The organism is Streptomyces sp. NPDC104814, assembly GCF_055583185.1.
In genome coordinates, this window is record NZ_JBVJOL010000002.1 from 882,864 (window position 1) to 900,249 (window position 17,386).

At 72.4% G+C, this 17,386-nt stretch carries 15 protein-coding genes and 1 tRNA gene; 9 read left to right on the top strand and 7 right to left on the bottom strand.

All coding sequences use genetic code 11. The features are described from left to right. Nucleotides 1-165: 165 nt before the first annotated feature. The gene (gene dapA / locus ACZ64A_RS12505) at nt 166-1,080 is read right to left on the bottom strand and encodes a 4-hydroxy-tetrahydrodipicolinate synthase (RefSeq protein ID WP_469809995.1); all 915 of its coding nucleotides are present in this window, start codon (nt 1,078-1,080) and stop codon (nt 166-168) included. 233 nt (nt 1,081-1,313) lie between these two features. Between dapA and ACZ64A_RS12510 the strand changes: the two genes are divergently transcribed. From ACZ64A_RS12510 to ACZ64A_RS12525, 4 genes are all read left to right on the top strand, one after another. Then, nucleotides 1,314-1,448: a hypothetical protein gene (locus ACZ64A_RS12510; RefSeq protein WP_469809997.1), complete on the top strand. Its 135-nt coding sequence runs from the start codon at nt 1,314-1,316 to the stop codon at nt 1,446-1,448. Beyond that, entirely contained in the window at nt 1,445-2,128 is a 684-nt protein-coding gene (locus tag ACZ64A_RS12515) for a hypothetical protein (protein WP_469809998.1), read from the top strand. Before ACZ64A_RS12510 ends, ACZ64A_RS12515 begins: the two co-directional genes overlap by 4 nt. Nucleotides 2,129-2,515: 387 nt before the next feature. Further along, nucleotides 2,516-3,055, top strand: coding sequence for a DUF3618 domain-containing protein (locus tag ACZ64A_RS12520; RefSeq protein WP_469809999.1), 540 nt, complete (start codon nt 2,516-2,518; stop codon nt 3,053-3,055). Between the two features lie 218 nt (nt 3,056-3,273). Continuing rightward, a complete protein-coding gene (locus ACZ64A_RS12525) occupies nt 3,274-3,978 on the top strand; it encodes an antibiotic biosynthesis monooxygenase (protein ID WP_469810000.1) in 705 nt (234 codons plus the stop codon). 26 nt (nt 3,979-4,004) lie between these two features. On the opposite strand, the gene ACZ64A_RS12530 is transcribed toward ACZ64A_RS12525, so the two are convergent. Beyond that, nucleotides 4,005-5,834 (bottom strand): endonuclease/exonuclease/phosphatase family protein, encoded by a 1,830-nt coding sequence (locus tag ACZ64A_RS12530; RefSeq protein ID WP_469810001.1) that lies wholly within the window; start codon nt 5,832-5,834, stop codon nt 4,005-4,007. A 249-nt stretch (nt 5,835-6,083) separates the two neighbouring features. On the opposite strand from ACZ64A_RS12530, the gene ACZ64A_RS12535 reads away from it, so the two are divergent. The 5 genes from ACZ64A_RS12535 to ACZ64A_RS12555 all read left to right on the top strand — a co-directional run bounded on the left by ACZ64A_RS12535 (nt 6,084) and on the right by ACZ64A_RS12555 (nt 11,816). Continuing rightward, a complete protein-coding gene (locus ACZ64A_RS12535; RefSeq protein ID WP_469810003.1) occupies nt 6,084-7,508 on the top strand; it encodes a hypothetical protein in 1,425 nt (474 codons plus the stop codon). Nucleotides 7,509-7,728: 220 nt separating this feature from the next. Further along, a complete protein-coding gene (locus ACZ64A_RS12540) occupies nt 7,729-9,171 on the top strand; it encodes an alkaline phosphatase PhoX (RefSeq protein ID WP_469810004.1) in 1,443 nt (480 codons plus the stop codon). A gap of 168 nt (nt 9,172-9,339) precedes the next feature. After that, nucleotides 9,340-9,406 (top strand) — tRNA-OTHER (locus ACZ64A_RS12545). 121 nt (nt 9,407-9,527) lie between these two features. Then, a complete protein-coding gene (locus ACZ64A_RS12550; protein WP_469810006.1) occupies nt 9,528-11,126 on the top strand; it encodes a TROVE domain-containing protein in 1,599 nt (532 codons plus the stop codon). A 117-nt stretch (nt 11,127-11,243) separates the two neighbouring features. Next, on the top strand, nt 11,244-11,816 hold the full coding sequence (locus ACZ64A_RS12555) for a TetR/AcrR family transcriptional regulator (protein ID WP_469810007.1): 573 nt from the start codon (nt 11,244-11,246) through the stop codon (nt 11,814-11,816). Between the two features lie 92 nt (nt 11,817-11,908). Here ACZ64A_RS12555 and ACZ64A_RS12560 read toward each other — a convergent pair whose 3' ends face one another. From ACZ64A_RS12560 to ACZ64A_RS12580, 5 genes are all read right to left on the bottom strand, one after another. After that, the gene (locus ACZ64A_RS12560) at nt 11,909-13,090 is read right to left on the bottom strand and encodes a TerD family protein (protein ID WP_469810191.1); all 1,182 of its coding nucleotides are present in this window, start codon (nt 13,088-13,090) and stop codon (nt 11,909-11,911) included. A gap of 139 nt (nt 13,091-13,229) precedes the next feature. After that, nucleotides 13,230-14,219: a zinc-dependent alcohol dehydrogenase family protein gene (locus ACZ64A_RS12565; RefSeq protein WP_469810008.1), complete on the bottom strand. Its 990-nt coding sequence runs from the start codon at nt 14,217-14,219 to the stop codon at nt 13,230-13,232. Beyond that, a complete protein-coding gene (locus ACZ64A_RS12570) occupies nt 14,216-15,043 on the bottom strand; it encodes a carbohydrate ABC transporter permease (RefSeq protein ID WP_469810010.1) in 828 nt (275 codons plus the stop codon). The genes ACZ64A_RS12565 and ACZ64A_RS12570 overlap by 4 nt, the downstream gene beginning before the upstream one ends. Further along, nucleotides 15,040-15,978 carry a carbohydrate ABC transporter permease gene (locus ACZ64A_RS12575; protein ID WP_469810011.1) on the bottom strand — a complete coding sequence of 313 codons (939 nt, stop codon included), beginning with the start codon at nt 15,976-15,978 and terminating at the stop codon, nt 15,040-15,042. Before ACZ64A_RS12575 ends, ACZ64A_RS12570 begins: the two co-directional genes overlap by 4 nt. Beyond that, nucleotides 15,975-17,345, bottom strand: coding sequence for an ABC transporter substrate-binding protein (locus tag ACZ64A_RS12580; RefSeq protein WP_469810012.1), 1,371 nt, complete (start codon nt 17,343-17,345; stop codon nt 15,975-15,977). The genes ACZ64A_RS12575 and ACZ64A_RS12580 overlap by 4 nt, the downstream gene beginning before the upstream one ends. Nucleotides 17,346-17,386 lie beyond the last annotated feature (41 nt).

Consider the following 17,386-nt stretch of genomic DNA (forward strand, 5'->3'; position numbering starts at 1 on the left):
CCGACGACAACGCGGCAGATGCGCGTGCCAGACCCCGCGACGCCGGCATGATCCAAACGACAGGCCCTAGGTAGCACGTGCGGCTGAGCGCCCTTCCACCGCGGGTGGGAGGGCGCTCGTCGTCTGTCGGGCGGGGGCGAGGGCGGGGGCCACGACGGGGAGACGCTACGGAAGCGGGCATCCCGTCACGAGGTTGTCGTACGTCGCCCGCAGGGTGGCCGTCGTCTCCGTGTCCGCCGGGCGCAGGGGTGGGCGGACCGGGCCCGCGGGGAGGCGGAGGGTGGCCAGGAGGGCCTTGGCGGTGACCGTGCCGGGGAGGTCCGTGGACATCATCCGGTCGATCAGGGGCGTCAGGGCGTGCTGGAGCCGGGCCGCCCGTGCCGTGTCTCCCGCGTCGTAGGCGTCCAGGACCGCCCGGACGTGGCGCGGGGCCACGTTCGCCACCGTGCTGACGCAGCCCGCCGCGCCCACCGCGTACAGGGCGAGGTGGTGCTCGTCGCAGCCGGCGTAGTACGCCAGGTCCGTCGCGGCGATGACCTTCTGGGCGGCGAGGAAGTCGTAGGAGCAGTCCTTCACCGCCACGATCCGGGGGTGCTCGGCGAGACGGAGCATCGTCTCCGGTGCGATGCGGCTGCCGGTGCGGGCCGGGATGTCGTACAGCATCACCGGCAGGGCGGTCGCGTCCGCCACCTCCAGGAAGTGCGCCTCGATGGCGTCCTGGGGCGGCCGGCTGTAGTACGGCGTGACCAGCAGGACGCCGTCGGCGCCCGCCTTCTCCGCCTCGAGGGCCAGGGCGACGGTGTGCCGGGTGTCCGCGGTACCGGCCCCGGCGACGATCGGCACCCGCTCGCCCACCGCCTCGCGCACGGCGCGGATCAGCTCCGCCTTCTCCGCGTCGCTCGTCGTCGGCGACTCTCCCGTCGTGCCGGAGAGCACCAGGCCTTCGCAGCCCTCCGCCACCAGATGTGCGGCCAGCCGCTGCGCGCCGGCCGTGTCGAGGGCGCCCTCCTCGGTGAAGGGCGTGATCATCGCGCACAGGGCGCGGCCGAAGGGAGGTGCCGAGGCGGCTGCGTAGGTCATGGGAGTAGTGTCGGCACGCCGATCGTGAAGCTCCACTTAAATCTGCTACGGGGTACGGGTAAGGAACGCTTCGCAAAGGTCCTCGGGTCGGCGTTCGGCCGGGGCCGGCAAGCCGTCCGGCCGCCCTGGGCCCAGGACGGGCTCGCCATCCGGCCGCCCTATGTCCAAGTCGGGCTCTCATGCGTCACCATGGCTTTCAGGACGGTCATGCACCCACCGCTCATGGAGGCGTCATGAAGCTCGGCAAGGCACTGGCCACCGGCGTCGCGGAGGAAGAGCCGCAGATCCGCGACGAGGAACCCGAACCCACCCAGGAGATCACGGACGTGGAGGTCTCCGTGCCCGAAGAGGTGCCCGCCGCCCGATGAGGCTGCGGCTCCCGCAGGAGCGCCCGTCCGACCCGCCGACCGGATACAAGATCGCCCACCCGGTGCTCTCCCAGGACGGCACCCGGGCCGGGTTCACCGGGGTGTCGCTCGGCGGGGCGCTCCCGTACGGCGTCCTGGCCGACGCGTCCTGCGTCTACGGCCGCCGGCACCGCCCGCCCGCCCGGCTGTGCGACTGCGGCTTCCACAGCGTGCACGAGCGCGCCGACGCGGAGGCCCTGCTCAGCACGGCCGAGCACCGGGCAGCCGTGCTGCTGGAGGTGTCGGTCCTCGGCGCCTACATCCGCTTCGAGCGCGGTTTCCGCAGCGCCCGCCAGCGGGTGCGTACGGCGACCGTCGGACCCTGCGCCTGCGGCGCCCCCGCGGTGACCCTGGCCGACGCCGGCTGGGGCCGGCCCGGTTGGCGCGCGCTCGCCCCGTCCTGCGCGGGCTGTGTCCGGGCGCGTACGTCCCTGTCGCTCGCCGCCTTCGCCCGGCTGGCCGGGGAGGGGATGCGGGTGGTGGGCGCGGCCGGCCCGGAGATCCGTCAGGTCCGCGGTGAAAGCCTCGACGTGCCCGAACTGGTCGCCGAAGCCGCCCTGTTGCAGGCCCGGCTCGACTGGTTCCAGACCCAGCTGGCCCGGCTCGGCGACCGCGGTACCGGGAGCGCGCCGCAGGGGTAGCGGGGGCGGACGGCGGGGTGGCGGGGACGGGAGGCGCGGCGTCACGGCGTCGCGCGCGGCCCGTCTAGTGACGGCCGGTCAGGGTACCCGGGGACGGCCGTGACCGAGAGGAGGCGGAACACCGTGACCGGGACCTTGGACACCCGGCCCGTGCACGAGGAGAGACGGTCCTCGCATCACACCGCACACAGGCCGCCGCGGGCACGGCGATCGTCGCGCTGTCACCGGCGCCGCCCGTGCGGGCCGCCGCGCCGGCCGTGACGGTGCTGCTGCGCGCGGTCGCCGGCCGCTCCCAGCCGCGCCGCGCCGTGCCGCGCCGCCCGCGCCGAAGGAGGCGCCCGGCGGCGTCGGGGCCGATGTCGAGGAGATCAGGGAAAGGGCGCATCGATGACGGACGCGAGGAACGGCTCCTCCGGCAAATCCCACCGGGGAGCCAAGGGCCCCGACGAGCTGCGGCACCAGATCGCCGAGACACGCAGCCAGCTCGGGGCGACGGTCGGGGAACTGGCCGCCAAGGCGGACGTGAAGGGGCGGGCCCGGGCCCGCGCGGCCGATCTGCGCGACAAGGCCGGCGCCATGACGGTCCAGTTGCGCAGCAGCGCCGCCCAGGCCGGGCACGTCGTACAGGACAAGGCCTCCCACATGGGCCACACGGTCCAGGAGCGGGCCTCCCACATGGGCCACACGGTCCAGGAGCGGGCCTCCCACGCGGGTCACACCGTGCAGGAGCGGGCCTCGCGCGCAGGGCACGCCGTGCAGGACCGGGCGGGCCACGGACGGCACACCGTCGAGCAGCGGCTCCCGCGGCCGGTGCGGACCGTCTACGTGACGGGACGGCGCCACCCCGGGGTCGCCTGGGCCGTGCTGGCGGCGCTGACCGCGGCCGGGGCCTGGCGGGCCTGGCGGGCGTACCGGCACATGAAGTGACCGGCAGGTACCGACCGGCGAACAGGAAGTGACCGGCGCACCGGCGTGAGCGGCGGCGGGTCGCGGCCCGGGCCGGTGGACGTCCGGCCCGGGCCGCGGCGCGTCGGTGGACGTCCGGCCCGGCCGCGGTGTGTCCTCCCGGCGGGGTTGACCTCAACACCGCTTGAGGTTGAAAGGTGATCTCTGCACGCATCCGCTGCCGATCACCGGAGGCCGTCATGACCCGCCGTACCGATGCCCACCCCGATCTCACCGACCCGCGCGTCGGCGCGCCGTTCTTCAGCACCTGGCGGGTCGGCACACCCGAGCGGCAGCGGCTGACGGTCGAGGCGATCGCGCGTACCTGGGAGCGGCAGCCCTGGCCCACGGACGACCTGCTGAGCTACCACGTCTACACCGGCCGCGACGGCTCCGCGCTGATGCACCACTCGCAGTGGGCGAGCGAGCAGGCGTACGAGGCGTTCGTGCGCACCCGGCGCCAGGAGCGGGTGGACGAGATCGACACGGCCGTGCCGGACATCGAGCGGGTGAGGCTGGACCGCTACCGCTACCACCGCAGCCGTGAGCGCGCCGTGGGCGACACGCGGGTGCCCGGCCTGATCGTGGCCGTGCGGATCGACTTCGAGCCGGCCGCCGCCGGGCAGCGGGGCGAGTGGATCGACCTGGTGCTCAAGGCGCTCGAGGACGACCCGGTCGGCCACCGGGGCCTGATCTCCGCCCGCTTCCACCTCGCTACGGACGGCACTCACGTCCTCAACTACGCCGAGTGGGAGAGCGAGCGTGCCTACGACGAGGTGCTGGCCGCCCCCGGAGCGGGCATCGGCGCCCCCACCGAGCAGTGGGAGCGGGTGCGCACGTACCCGGGCGTGCGGGGGTTCACCGCCGCCCGGTACGAGCACGCCCTCGGTCTCCTCCCCGCCTGACCGGAGGAGGAGACCGGTGCGCGGGGCTACGGGTGGAAGCGCAGCACCTGCGGGTCGTGGTCGCTGATCTGGTCGTGGAACTCCGAGTTCAGGTGCACGCTGTCGTACTCGAAGTCGCAGCCGCGCCGGATCGCCGGGCTGATCAGGATCTGGTCGAGCACCTGGGCGTTGCCCTGGTAGTCGTAGGTGTACCGCTCACTGCGGGGCAGCGACTTGATCGCCGACCACAGCTCGCCGTCGCCCTCGAGGATCTTCGCGGTGTCGGAGAATTCGAAGTCGTTGAGGTCGCCGAGCGCGATGACGTCCGCGTTCTTCTGCACCGCCAGCAGGCTCTTGACGAAGGTGTTGACCTCCGCCGCCTGCTGGTGGCGCTGGGTCTCGGAGCTGCGCACCGGCGGCTGGTACTGGGAGGTCAGCCCCTGGTCGCCGCCCTTGGAGTTGAAGTGGTTGGCGATCACGAAGACCGTACGGCCGCGGAAGACGAACTCGCCGGCGAGCGGCTTGCGGCTGGACTTCCACGCGTCGGACGTCGGGTCGATCCGCCCCGGGGAGACGGTCAGCGCCGCCTTGCCGTGCTCGCGGGTCACACCGACCGCGGTGGTGGCGTCGCCGCCGGGGCGGTCGGTGAACGACACCCGCCCGGGGTTGAAGAGGAACACCTGGCGGATGTTGCCGCCGGGCTCGCCGCCGTCGGTGTCGTTGGCCGGGTCGACGGAGCGCCAGTCGTAGCGCGGGCCGCCGGCCGCGACGATCGCGTCGATCAGCTTGTTCACCGTCACGTCCGCGGCGGTGGTGCCGTCGTCCTTGGCGCCATTGTTGTCCTGGATCTCCTCCAGGGACACGATGTCGGGCGACTTGAGGTTGTTCACGATCGCGGAGGCGTGCGCGGCGAAGGTGCCGTCGGACGGGTCGAGGTTCTCCACGTTGTAGGTGGCGACGGCCAGTTCGCCGTTGCGCTGCTTGCGCGTGGTCTCGCGCTCCAGGCCGCCGCTCTCCAGCGTGCCGAGGCTGCTCGCGACGAGGGTGTAGCCGCCGAACTGGTTGTAGTCGAGCGGGCCGGTGGTGGCCCCGGTGAGGGTGTCGCCGACGTTCGCGGCGGGGAAGTCGGCGGTGGCGCCCAGCGACTGGATCTGCAGACGGCCGGTGTTCTGGGAGTCGTAGGAGCCGTAGACCGTGCCGCCGCGACGGCTGGCGTGCTCGTCCGGCTTCACCGTCACCCACAGCTCGGAGTACGGGTCGCTGGCGCCGACCACCCGGGCGTCGGCGACCTGGACGTTCATGCCCTCCAGGGACTCGTAGTAGTCCAGGGCGTACTGCGCGGGCCGCAGCATCAGTCCGTTGATCGAGTTGCCCGCGGCGCTGTCCCCGGCGGGCGCGTAGACGTCCGGGACGGAGGCGGCGTCCACGATCACCGGGGCGGGGACCGCGTTGCCGCTGGAGACCACGGTCACCCCCGGCTTGGTGATCTCGGTGATCGACTGGTTGCCGGAGGAGGTGCCGCCGGGGACGTACTCCGAGACCGTGCCGGACACCTTCACCGCGTCGCCGACGGCCACACCCTTGGGCGTGGAGCTGGTGAAGACGAAGACGCCCTCGCTGGTCGCGGGGTTGTCGTCCGCGTTCGGGTCCTGGATCCAGAAGCCCTTGGACGAGCCGTAGGTGCGTATGCCGGTGATGATTCCGGCCACATCCGTGACCTTCTGGCCCGCGTAGGGGGAGGTCCGGGTCGTGCCCTGGATGTCGTGGATGCGCACCGAGTCCGCGTGCGCGGTGGAGCTGAGGACGACGGTGGACGCCGCGGAGCACACGGCGGCGACGGTGAGCGCGGCGAGACGCGCGGACGACTTGCTCGGCAAGGGATTCCCTCCGGGGACGTGACAATGGCGCCGGGACGAGGGTGGTGCGGGCGGCGCATGACGCGCGTAGAAGCGGTGAACGGTCGTTCCCTTCTTTCTACGCGCGTCAATTTCCAGCCTGGCCGGGACAGTTGTCAAGGTTTCGGCCATGTACGACGGGCGGCGGGGAGATGAACCGGGCGGCATGGGTGGAAACCCGTCTAGGCTGAACGGGCAGAGTGGCACCACGCGTCCTAGGAGAACCAGCCCATGTCAGACAGCTCCCCCCTGCCCCCGGTGCGGCTGACCCCGGAAGCGGAGCTGGCGCGGGACGCCCTGTCCACGCCGCTGCTCGCCCGGGCCGCGAAACTCGCCCGCTGGGCCGGGCCCGGCACCCGCGTCGACGCCGGGGGCGGCCTGGTGGAGGAGCAGCTGCCGGGTGCCGCCGAAGCGCTCGGGCTCACCGGGGACGACGCGGTGGCGTACGCGAGCGAGGCCTGGCGCGTCGCCGTCGACACCGGACTCGTGGAGATCACCGACGAGGAGGCCGGCACCGTGGCCGCGGGGCCGGACCTGGCGCTGCTCACCGGCTCCCCGCAGGACGTGCTCGGCCTCTGGCTCGGCGCCCTGGAGACGGTGATCGCGGACGCGAGCGTGCCCGACCTGGACGACCTGGTCGACGCGCTCGACGAGGGCGGGGAGGTCGACTTCTCGCAGCTGGACTGGGACCCGGAGGCGGAGGCCGCGTTCCTCGACGGCGTCCTCGGCAACCTCTACCTGCTCACCGTCAACGAGGACGGACCCGGCGACGGGCCGGTGCCGCTGCCCGCGCTCGCCGCGTCGATGATCGTGCCCGGCGACATGGGCGAACCCACCAACGACATGCTGGAGCAGGTCTCCGACGCGATGATGCGCCTCGACGACCAGTTCCGGCTGCTGGAGCCGGTCGGGCTGGTCGAGTACCAGCCGGTGGACGAGGCCCTGATGGCGGACGCCGACGAGGAGCCCGCCGCGCCCGTCGACGACACCGACGTGGCCCGCTACGGCATGGTCCGGCTCACCCCGCTCGGCCTGTACGGGCTGCGGGCGCGGCTGCTGGAGGCCGGGTTCACGGCGCCGGCCGTGGGAGAGCTCGCCGACAAGGGCGCCGACGCGCTGCTCGACGGCACCGCGCACTACGGCCCGCTGGCCGCCCGCGCCGAGACCGAGCAGTGGCTGGCCCGGCGCGAACCCCTCGCCGCCGCGCGGGAGTTGCTCGCCGCGGCGCGCGGCAGCGACACCGGAGCACCGCTGCGGCGGCTGCGCTGCCAGGAGGCACTGTCCCTCGTCGGTACGGCCGCCGAGCCCGCCCTGCGCGAGGTGCTGGACGATCCCGAACTGGGCGGACTGGCCCGGGTCTGGCTCACCGAGCACGGCGCGCAGGACGTGCCCGCGCCGTCCCCGGACCTGATCTTCTGGCTGACCATCGACACCCTGGCCGCCCAGCTCGCCGCCGAGGGCAACTCGGAGGAACTCCAGGGCCTCGTGGAGGGCCTGGCCGCCCAGCACGACGGCTTCTTCGCCGCGGCCTGGCGCGTCGACCACCCCGCCACCGCCGACGTACTGGAGGCGATGGGCCGGCTGCACCCCGACAAGAAGGTCGCCAAGGAAGCCCGTAAGGCCGCGTTCAAGGCGCGGTCGGCCCACGGCGGCTGAGCGCCCGCCGGACCCCGTACGACCGTCCCGAAGGGCCCCCGCCGCTCGCCGCGCGGGGGCCCTTCTTTGCCCGCCGATGGGCGCACCCGTACGGATTCATGGAAGCCGACCCGCTCATGACGCCCCGCGTTCAACCCCCGTTCAGTCGCGGGCGCGACGGTGGCGCCGACTCGGAGGTCCGCCGGCCTCCACGGCACATCCACCGTCTCAGGAGACACGCATGTCGCTCACCCGCAGGGACTTCGGCAGGAACACCGCGGCCACCGGTGCCGGGATCGCCCTGGCCGGCACGGTCGGCGCCCTGGCCAGCGCGCCCAACGCCCTCGCCCTCGCCGACACCGGGACCGCGGGCGAGGCCTCGGCGGACGCGCACCACGGGGTCGGCTACGGCCCGCTCCTGCCCGACCCCAAGGGCATCCTGGCCCTGCCCGCCGGCTTCTCCTACCGCGTCATCACCCACAGCGGGAAGACGACGCTGGAGTCCGGCGAGCCCACCCCGTCCAATCACGACGGCACCGCCACCTTCCACGGCCCGCGCGGCGCGACCCTCCTGGTCAACAACCACGAGCTGAAGGGCCCGCGGGCGAACTGGAAGTACCCGGTGCCGCTCACCGAGGGCCTCGTCTACGACCCCGCCGCCTCCGGTGGCTGCACGGTCGTCGAGGTGCGCCGCGACCATGTCGCCGAGTGGGTCGGCATCGCCGGCACCTCCACCAACTGCGCCGGCGGCCGCACCCCCTGGGACACCTGGCTCACCTGCGAGGAGACCGAGGACAAGGCCGGCCAGAACGGCATGACCAAGGACCACGGCTACGTCTTCGAGGTCGACCCCGAGGACCGGCGCGCCAACCGCGACCCGAAGCCCGTCAAGGCGTTCGGCCGCTACGCCCACGAGGCCGTCGTCATCGACCCCCACCGTGGCCACGCCTACCTCACCGAGGACGCCTCCGGCCCCAACGGCCTGCTCTACCGCTGGGTCCCGCCGCACGGCTTCGAGCACGGCCGGGGCAGGCTGCGCACCCTCGCCGACGACGCCGGAGTGCTCCAGGCGTTCAAGTGCTTCGACTCCGGCGGCAAGTTCGTCGACGACCTGTCCCGCGCCACGAAGACCGGCACGATGTACGGAGTGGACTGGGTCGACGTCCCCGACCGCGACGCGAAGACCGTCTCCGTGCGCAAGCAGTTCACCACCGGCCAGGTCACCCGCGCCCGCAAGCTGGAGGGCATGTGGTGGGGCGACGGCGGCGCCTACATCGTCTCCTCCTTCGCCCGCGAGGAGAGCCCCGTCCAGCACGACGGGCAGGTCTGGTTCTACGACCCCAAGCGGCGCACCCTGACCCTGAAGGTGCTGCTCGGCGTGAACCCCGACCCGGCGAAGGACGGCGCCTTCGACGGCCCCGACAACATCACCGTCTCCCCCTACGGCGGCCTCGTGATCGCCGAGGACGGAGAGGGCGTGCAGCACCTGTTCGGCGCCACCGAGAGCGGCCGCACCTACCCCATCGCCCGCAACGAACTCAACATCGGTTCGGCCGAGAAGCCCGAGTACAGCGAGTTCACCGGCGTCACCTTCTCGCCCGACGGCACGACCCTCTTCGCCAACATCCAGGAACCGGGCATCATGCTGGCGATCACCGGCCCCTGGAAGCGCCAGAAGCGGTAACCGCCCCCGCCGCGGCGGCCGTTAATTCGTTCGCAAGGCCCGAGCTGCGCCTCCTACAGTGAGATCACAACGCAGCGCACCTCCCGGTGCGATGACAGCGGCTACTTCTTCTCCCAAAAGAATCCGATGCCGCAGTCGACCTGATCTCGGGAGGCGCAGCTCATGGTGGGTGCCCGGTGCGCAGGCAGCGGATACTTCGGTCAGCGGGTCGCGGGTTCGAATCCCGTCGGCACCTTCGAGGTGCCGTAGCTCAGCGGGTAGAGCAGCTGTTTTTCCTCCGTCGCCGACTTCGACCTCGGGCACCCCCATCTGTCGCGCCTCCCTCCGAAATGCCGCAGAATTCGGGGGAATTCATCATGGCGCGCTTCAACACACGTACCGCAAAGGCACAGCCCGTCTCCCGCGTCACCTCCACCGGACGCGTGCTGCGCACCTGTGAGGGCGGCCGGGGCCACGAGCGGGACGCGCGCTCCGAGCTCTTTCTGCTCGCGGTGTCGCACCTCGTCTCCCAGCGGGCCTTCTACGAGTCCGGCGCGGAGCGCGACGACCGGTTCGCCCGGCTCGTGCGCGAGCTCGCCGTCACCGACCCCTCCTGGACGGCCGGCCTGCTCGGCTGGCTGCGCGGCGAGGGCGGCATCCGCACGGCCGCGGTCGTCGGCGCCGCCGAGTACGTGAAGGCACGCCTGGACGCCGGAGTCAGCGACGGCCCGTCGAACCGGCAGGTCGTGGACTCGGTCCTGCGGCGCCCGGACGAGCCGGGCGAACTGCTGGCCTACTGGACCGCGACGTACGGCCGAGCCGTGCCCAAGCCGGTCAAGCGCGGCATCGCCGACGCCGTACGACGGCTGTACACCGGCAAGGCGCTGCTGAAGTACGACACCGCGACCAAGGGTTACCGCTTCGGCGACATCCTCAACCTCGTGCACGCCACGCCGGACCCGGACAAGCCCGGGCAGGGCGAGCTGTTCCGGTACGCGCTCGACCGCAGGCACCACCCCGACACGGCCGTACCGCCCGCCGCGGACCCCGTCCTGACCGCGCACCGCGCGCTGATGGAACTGCCGGTGCAGCAGCGGCGCGCGGCGGTGACCTCGGCCGGCGGGGCCGAGCGGCTGGCGGCGGCCGGGATGACCTGGGAGGCGCTGGCGGGCTGGCTGCGGGGACCGATGGACCGGGCAGCCTGGGAGGCCGTGATCCCGTCCATGGGCACGATGGCGCTGGTCCGCAACCTGCGCAACTTCGACGAGGCCGGGGTCTGCGACGAGGTCGCGGCGCGGGTGGCGGCCCGGATCAGCGACCCGCTGGAGGTGGCGCGCTCGCGGCAGTTCCCCTTCCGCTACCTCGCCGCCCACCGGCACGCGCCGTCGCTGCGCTGGGCCTACCCACTGGAGCAGGCACTGCGCCACTCGCTGGCCAACGTGCCCGCGCTGCCCGGCCGGACGCTGGTCCTCGTCGACCGGTCGGGCTCGATGTTCTGGTCGCGGCTGTCGGACCGCTCGGAGCTCACCCGGGCCGACGCGGCGGCCGTCTTCGGCACGGCGCTCGCGCTGCGCGCGCACCACGCGGACCTCGTGGAGTTCGGCACGTCGAGCGACCTGGTGCCGTTCCGCAAGGGTGAGTCGGTGCTGAACGTCCTGGGCCGCTTCGGCGACCTGGGCGGCACCGACACGGCCGAGGCGGTGCGCCGCCACTACCGGCGCCACGACCGGGTGCTGATCGTCACCGACGAGCAGCACGCCCCGAACCGGCACGGCGACCCCACCGAGCAGGTGCCGGCGCACGTCCCGGTCTACACCTGGAACCTGGCCGGCCACCGGGTGGGCCACGGCCCGTCCGGGCGGGGCAACCGGCACACTTTCGGCGGTCTCACGGACGCGGCGTTCCGCATGGTCCCGCTGCTGGAGGCCGGCGCCGACGCCGACTGGCCGTGGGCCGTGGAGCCGGCCGCTCCCTGAGCCCGGCCCGACCGGCGCCCCCGGATCTCCCGCAGGGCTCGATAAAATGCGGAGAGGCTCTCCGGACGTTCTCCGGGCGTTCTCCGGACGTTCTCCGGACTTGCAAGGAGTTGCTGGATGACGCAGGTCAAGCCCATGCGCGCGGACGCTCGGCGCAACTACGAGCGGCTGCTGCAGGTGGCGGCGCAGGCCTTCGCCGAGCACGGGGAGGGCGCGTCGCTCGACGACATCGCCCGGCGGGCGGGGGTCGGGTCCGGCACGCTGTACCGGCACTTCCCCACACGCCAGGCGCTGCTGGAAGCGGCGTACGTGGACCGGGTCGAGGCGCTCGGGGCGCGGGCCGACGTCATCGCGCGGGAGCTGCCGCCCGGCGAGGCGCTGTGGCGGTGGCTCACGGAACTCACCGAGGGCATGATCCAGGTCCGCGGTCTCAAGGCCCTGCTGGGCTCGGCCGTCGCCGACGGCGGCACCGTGGCGGGCACGGTGTGCCGCACCGTGCTCAACGGCGCCGGGGAACGCCTGGTGCGGGCGGCTCAGGCCGAGGGCACGCTGCGTCCGGACGTCGAGCCGGTCGACGTCCTGCGGCTGGCCCACGGTCTCGCGACGGCCTCGGAACTGGCCGACGACGCCGGCAGGTGCATCCCGCGCTATCTGTCCCTGCTGACGGAGGGCTTGCGGACGCACGGGTGACGGCTGCGGCTTGCTGTCGCACGGGTGAGGGCCACCACGCGGGCGCCCCGGACGGGGGGCGCCCGGCGTCGTACGGACCCGCCGCAGGGCGGTTACAGCGCGGCGGCCGCCGGCTTGACCATGTTGCGTACCGTGCGGGCCTTCACGAAGTCGCCCAGGGCCGTCATCTCCCACTCGCCCGAGAACTGGCGGATGAGCTTGGCCATCATCACGCCGGTCTGCGCCTCGGCGTGGGTGAGGTCGAAGCGGACCAGCTCCTCGCCGGTGGCCGCGTCCAGCAGCCGGCAGTACGCCTTGGCGACCTCGGTGAACTTCTGACCGGAGAAGGAGTTGACCGTGAAGACCAGACCGGTGACGTCCTGGGGGAGGCGGCCGAGGTCGACCACGATCACCTCGTCGTCGCCCGCGCCCTCGCCGGTGAGGTTGTCGCCGGAGTGCTTCACCGCGCCGTTCAGGATGGACAGCTTGCCGAAGTAGCAGCTGTCCAGGTGGTTGCGCTGCGGGCCGTAGGCGATGACGGACGCGTCGAGGTCGATGTCCGCGCCGCGGAACGCGGGCTCCCAGCCGAGGCCCATCTTGACCTGCGAGAGCAGCGGACGGCCGCCCTTGACCAGGGACACGGTCTGGTTCTTCTGCAGGCTGACCCGGCCCTTGTCGAGGTTGATCTTGCCGGCGCCGGGGGCGGGGGCGGGCGGCGCGGCCGGGGGAGCGGAGGGTGCGGGCGGGGCCTGCACGGGGGCCGGGGGTGCCACGGGCTGCGGCGGGGCCGCCGCCGGAGCGGGCTCCTCGACCGTCACACCGAAGTCCGTGGCGATGCCGGCCAGGCCGTCGGCGTACCCCTGGCCGACGGCGCGGGCCTTCCACTGGCCGCCGCGCAGATAGATCTCCATGACGACCAGGGCCGTCTCGGTGCCCAGCTGCGGGGGTGTGAAGGTGGCCAGGACCGAGCCGTCGTCCGCGTTGCGCAGGGTGGCCGTCGGTTCGATGCCCTGGAAGGTCTGCCCGGCGGCGTCCGGGCTGGCGGTGACGACCACCTTCTCGATGCCCGGCGGCAGCGCGGTCGTGTCGACCGTGATCGCGTCCGGGGCCGTGCCGCCGCCCGAGCGGTAGCTCACGCCCGGGCCGGCCGGCTGGTTGTAGAAGATGAAGTCGTCGTCTGAGCGCACCTTGCCGTCGGAGGTGAGCAGCAGGCCCGACACGTCGAGCCGCACCGGAGCGGAGACGTCCACCGTCACGCGCGCGGCCGGCAGAGGGATGTTCGAGCCAGGGGTCATAGCTGTCATGCCGGGTGAACGAACGACCCCGCTTTACTGTTCCCTTACCGACCGGCAGACGCCCGATCGGCTCACGGCACCACGACGATCACGGCACCAGGACGATCACGGCACCACCACGATCACGGCACCACCACGATCACGGCACCACCACGATCTTGCGTCCCACCCCCGCCGCGAACTGCTCCAGGGCCTGCGGGTAGCGCTCCAGCGGCAGCCGGTCGCTGATGAAGACGTCCGGGTCGAGGACGCCGCCCGCGAAGAGCTCCGCCGCTCGTTCGAAGCTGTGCAGGACCGCCATCGAGCCGGTGATGGTGATCTCCTGGTTGTAGATGCGGTACGGGTCGATCGTCACCCGCGTCGCGTAGTCCGCGACCCCGAACTGCAGGAAGGTGCCCGCCTTCGCCACCCGGCCCAGCCCGTCCTGGATCGCGGCGGCGTTGCCCGTCGCGTCCACGACCACGTCCCAGCCCTGCGGGCGGTCCAGCTCGTCGGCGTCCGCGGCCGACGCGGACACCCCCAGCCGGCGGGCCGTCTCCAGACGGGCCGGGTTCACGTCCACCATGTCCACGCTCGCCGCGCCCGTCCGCTTGGCCAGCTCCAGCATCATCAGACCCATCGTGCCGGAGCCGTAGATCAGGACGTGCGAGCCCAGGCGGGAGCGGAGCACGTCGTAGCCGCGTACCGCGCAGGACAGGGGCTCGACCAGCGCCGCGTCCTCGGTGCGGACGTGCTCGGGCAGCTTCACGCAGTTGGCGACCGGGGCCACGGCGTACTGCGCCGCGCCGCCCGCCGTCGTCACGCCGATCGCCGCCCACCGCTCGCACAGGTTGTTGTGGCCGCTGCGGCAGTGGCGGCACTCGTAGCAGTACAGGGAGGGGTCCACGGCGACCCGGTCGCCCTCCGCGACCTCCGTGACCCGGGCGCCGACGGCCACGACCGTCCCCGCGAACTCGTGCCCCGGCACGACCGGCAGCTTCGGCGCGAACTCGCCCTGAAGGATGTGCAGATCCGTACCGCACAGCCCGCAGGCCGCCACCTCCACGACGACCTCCCGCGGGCCCGGCGTCGGGTCCGGGACGTCGGTGACGACGGCACGGCCCACGGACTCGATGACGGCGGCCTTCATTTCACAGCTCCCAACGACAGGCCCTGGACGAGTTTGTCCTGGGCGGCGAACCCCGCGGCGAGCACCGGCAGGGAGACGACGAGCGACGCGGCGCACACCTTCGCCAGGAACAGCCCCTGGCTGGTGATGAAACCGGTCAGGAACACGGGCGCGGTCTCGGCGACCACACCGGTGAGCACCCGGGCGAACAGCAGCTCGTTCCAGCTGAAGATGAAGCAGATCAGGGCGGTGGCGGCGATCCCGGGCAGGGCGATCGGGGCGACCACGCGGGCGAGGATCACCGGGAGACGGGCCCCGTCCACCCGGGCCGCCTCGATGACCGCGACCGGGACCTCGGCGAGGAAGGACTGCATCATCCACACCGCGATCGGCAGGTTCATCGAGGTGTACAGGACGACCAGCAGCCAGATGTTGTCCAGCAGTCCCGCGTCCTTGGCGAAGAGGTAGACCGGCAGCAGGCCCGCCACGGCCGGCAGCATCTTGGTGGACAGGAAGAAGAACAGCACGTCCGTCCACTTGCGCACCCGCCGGATCGACAGCGCGTACGCCGCCGGCAGCGCCAGCAGCAGCACCAGCAGTGTCGAGCCCACCGACGCCACCAATGAGTTGACCAGCGCCGGCCAGGGGCTCGCGCCGCCGCCGGCTCCGAAGAACTCGCGGTAGCCGTCCAGCGTCAGCGACGCGGCGAAGGACGGAGGGTTGGTCGCCGCGTCCTGCTCGGAGTGCAGGGACGTCAGCGCCATCCACGCGACGGGCAGGAAGAACACGATCCCGGCCAGCCAGGCCAGCAGGCCCAGGCCGCCTCGGCGCACCACGGCGGTCATGAGCGCGCCACCTCCTCACGGAACAGGGATGACACCACGCGCAGCGCGAGGGTCGCGATGAGAATCGAGCCGATGACGACGAGGACGCCCGCGGCGGAGGCGAGGCCGTTCTCGTGGGCCTGGTAGAAGCTCTGGTAGACGGTGTAGGGCAGGTTCGCCGTGCCGAGACCGCCGGATGTGAGGGTGAAGACCGCGTCGAAGTTCTGCACGATGTAGACCGAGCCGAGCAGAGCCCCGAGTTCCAGATAGCGGCGCAGGTGCGGCAGGGTGAGGTGGCGGAAGACCTGCCAGTCGTTCGCGCCGTCCACCCGGGCGGCCTCCAGCTGCTCCGGGTCGCGGCTCTGCAGCCCGGCCAGCAGGATCAGCATCATGAACGGGGTCCACTGCCACACCAGGGACGCCTCGACCGCGAGCAGCGGGGTGTTCGAGATCCAGTCCGGCTGGGGACCGCCGACGTAGTGCAACAGGCCGTTGAGCAACCCGTATTCGGGGTTGTACAGCACGTGCTTCCACAGCAGGGCCGCCGCCACCGGCACGATCAGGAACGGCGCGATCAGCAGGGTGCGCACCACGCCCCGGCCGCGGAACCTGCGGTCCAGCAGCAGCGCGAGGACCAGGCCCAGGACCAGGCTCACCAGCACCACGGCCGCCGTCAGCAGCACCGTCGTCCACACCGAGTGGCGCAGACCGTCGTCGGTGAGGACCTGGCGGTAGTTGTCGAGGCCGGTGAAGCGGCGGGCCTTGGGGTAGAGGGCGTTCCAGTCGAAGAAGGAGATCACCAGCGTGGCCACGAACGGCAGCTGGGTCACGGCGATCATGAAGACCAGGGCGGGCAGCAGCGGGGCGCGGGTGGCCCAGGCGCGCAGCCGGGCGGGGGGCTGCCGCAGCGCCTGGACGGGGGCTTGCGTCAGGGGAGTCGTGGTGGCGGCGGTCATCGTCCCTCGTACTCCTTCGCGATGCGCTCGGCGAGCTGCTGGGACTTCCTCAGGGCCGTCTCGACGGACTGGCGCCCGGCGATGGCCGCGCTGATCTCCTGGGAGACCTTGGTGCCGAGGTCGGTGAACTCGGGGATGCCGACGAACTGGATGCCGGGCGCCGGGCGCGGCTGCACGCCGGGGTCGCGCGGGCGCGCGGACGCGATGGCCTCGCGGGTCATCTCCTGGAAGGCGGCGGCCTCCTTGACGTACGCCGGGTTCGTGTACGTCGACGCCCGCTTGCCGGCCGGGACGTCCGACCAGCCGGAGGTGTGGCCGACCAGTTGCTCGTAGTCCTTGCCGGAGGCCCAGGAGACGAACTTCCACGCCTTGTCGGCGTTGCGGGAGGCCTTCTGGATGCCCCAGGCCCAGGTGTAGAGCCAGCCGGCGGACTTCGTGCGCTCCACGGGCGCGGGGGCGTAGCCGACCTTGCCCTTCACGGGCGAGTCCGCGGCCTCCAGGGAACCGGCCGCCGAGGTGGCGTCGTACCACATGGCGACCTTGCCCTGGGTCATGTTGTTCAGGCACTCCGCGAAGCCGGACTGGGCGGCACCGGACTCGCCGTGCGCACGGACGAGGTCGACATAGAACTTCGTCGCCTTTTCGAAGGCGGGGGAGTCGAGCCGTGCCGTCCAGTCCTTGTCGAACCAGGTGCCGCCGAAGGTGTTCACGACCGTCGTCAGGGGCGCCGTGAGCTCACCCCAGCCGGGCAGTCCGCGCAGACAGATGCCCTTCATGCCGGGCTCGGCGCCGTCCGCCCGCGCGGCGAGAGCGGCCACCTGCTGCCAGGTGGGGTGGGCGGGCATGGTCAGGCCCTTCGCCGCGAACACGTCCTTGCGGTACATCAGGAAGGACGACTCGCCGTAGAAGGGCTGGCCGTAGCGCTTGCCGTCGTCGCCGGTGAGGGACTCGGCGATCGGCCGCAGGACGTCCTTCTCGTCGAACGCCGGGTCCCGGGCGACGTAGGAGTCCATCTCGTGCAGCCAGCCGTTGCGGGCGTAGATCGGTATCTCGTAGTTGGACAGGGTCGCCACGTCGTACTGGCCGGCCTGGTTGGCGAAGTCCTGGCTGATCTTGTCGCGGACGTCGTTCTCCGGCAGCACGGTGAAGTTGACCCGGATGCCCGTCTCGCGGGTGAAGTGGGCGGCGGTGAGCTTCTGCAACTCCACCATCTGCGGGTTGTTGACCATCAGGACGTTAAGGGAGTCGCCGCCGGAACCGGACCCGCCCGCGCCGGCCCAGCAGCCGGACAACAGCGGGGCGAGCAGCATCCCTGCGGCGGCCGTGGCGAGCACGGCTCGCGGCCTCCGTCGGCTCGGGGTGCGCATGGATCGCTCCTGGAGGTATGGGGACATGGACGTAGGGGGAC

Excerpts from the sequence above, each read along its gene's own strand:
- dapA (WP_469809995.1), bottom strand. The coding sequence starts at position 1,080 with ATGACCTACGCAGCCGCCTCGGCACCTCCCTTCGGCCGCGCCCTGTGC.
- ACZ64A_RS12510 (WP_469809997.1), top strand. The coding sequence starts at position 1,314 with ATGAAGCTCGGCAAGGCACTGGCCACCGGCGTCGCGGAGGAAGAGCCG.
- ACZ64A_RS12515 (WP_469809998.1), top strand. The coding sequence starts at position 1,445 with ATGAGGCTGCGGCTCCCGCAGGAGCGCCCGTCCGACCCGCCGACCGGA.
- ACZ64A_RS12520 (WP_469809999.1), top strand. The coding sequence starts at position 2,516 with ATGACGGACGCGAGGAACGGCTCCTCCGGCAAATCCCACCGGGGAGCC.
- ACZ64A_RS12525 (WP_469810000.1), top strand. The coding sequence starts at position 3,274 with ATGACCCGCCGTACCGATGCCCACCCCGATCTCACCGACCCGCGCGTC.
- ACZ64A_RS12535 (WP_469810003.1), top strand. The coding sequence starts at position 6,084 with ATGTCAGACAGCTCCCCCCTGCCCCCGGTGCGGCTGACCCCGGAAGCG.
- ACZ64A_RS12540 (WP_469810004.1), top strand. The coding sequence starts at position 7,729 with ATGTCGCTCACCCGCAGGGACTTCGGCAGGAACACCGCGGCCACCGGT.
- ACZ64A_RS12550 (WP_469810006.1), top strand. The coding sequence starts at position 9,528 with ATGGCGCGCTTCAACACACGTACCGCAAAGGCACAGCCCGTCTCCCGC.
- ACZ64A_RS12555 (WP_469810007.1), top strand. The coding sequence starts at position 11,244 with ATGACGCAGGTCAAGCCCATGCGCGCGGACGCTCGGCGCAACTACGAG.
- ACZ64A_RS12560 (WP_469810191.1), bottom strand. The coding sequence starts at position 13,090 with ATGACCCCTGGCTCGAACATCCCTCTGCCGGCCGCGCGCGTGACGGTG.
- ACZ64A_RS12565 (WP_469810008.1), bottom strand. The coding sequence starts at position 14,219 with ATGAAGGCCGCCGTCATCGAGTCCGTGGGCCGTGCCGTCGTCACCGAC.
- ACZ64A_RS12570 (WP_469810010.1), bottom strand. The coding sequence starts at position 15,043 with ATGACCGCCGTGGTGCGCCGAGGCGGCCTGGGCCTGCTGGCCTGGCTG.
- ACZ64A_RS12575 (WP_469810011.1), bottom strand. The coding sequence starts at position 15,978 with ATGACCGCCGCCACCACGACTCCCCTGACGCAAGCCCCCGTCCAGGCG.
- ACZ64A_RS12580 (WP_469810012.1), bottom strand. The coding sequence starts at position 17,345 with ATGCGCACCCCGAGCCGACGGAGGCCGCGAGCCGTGCTCGCCACGGCC.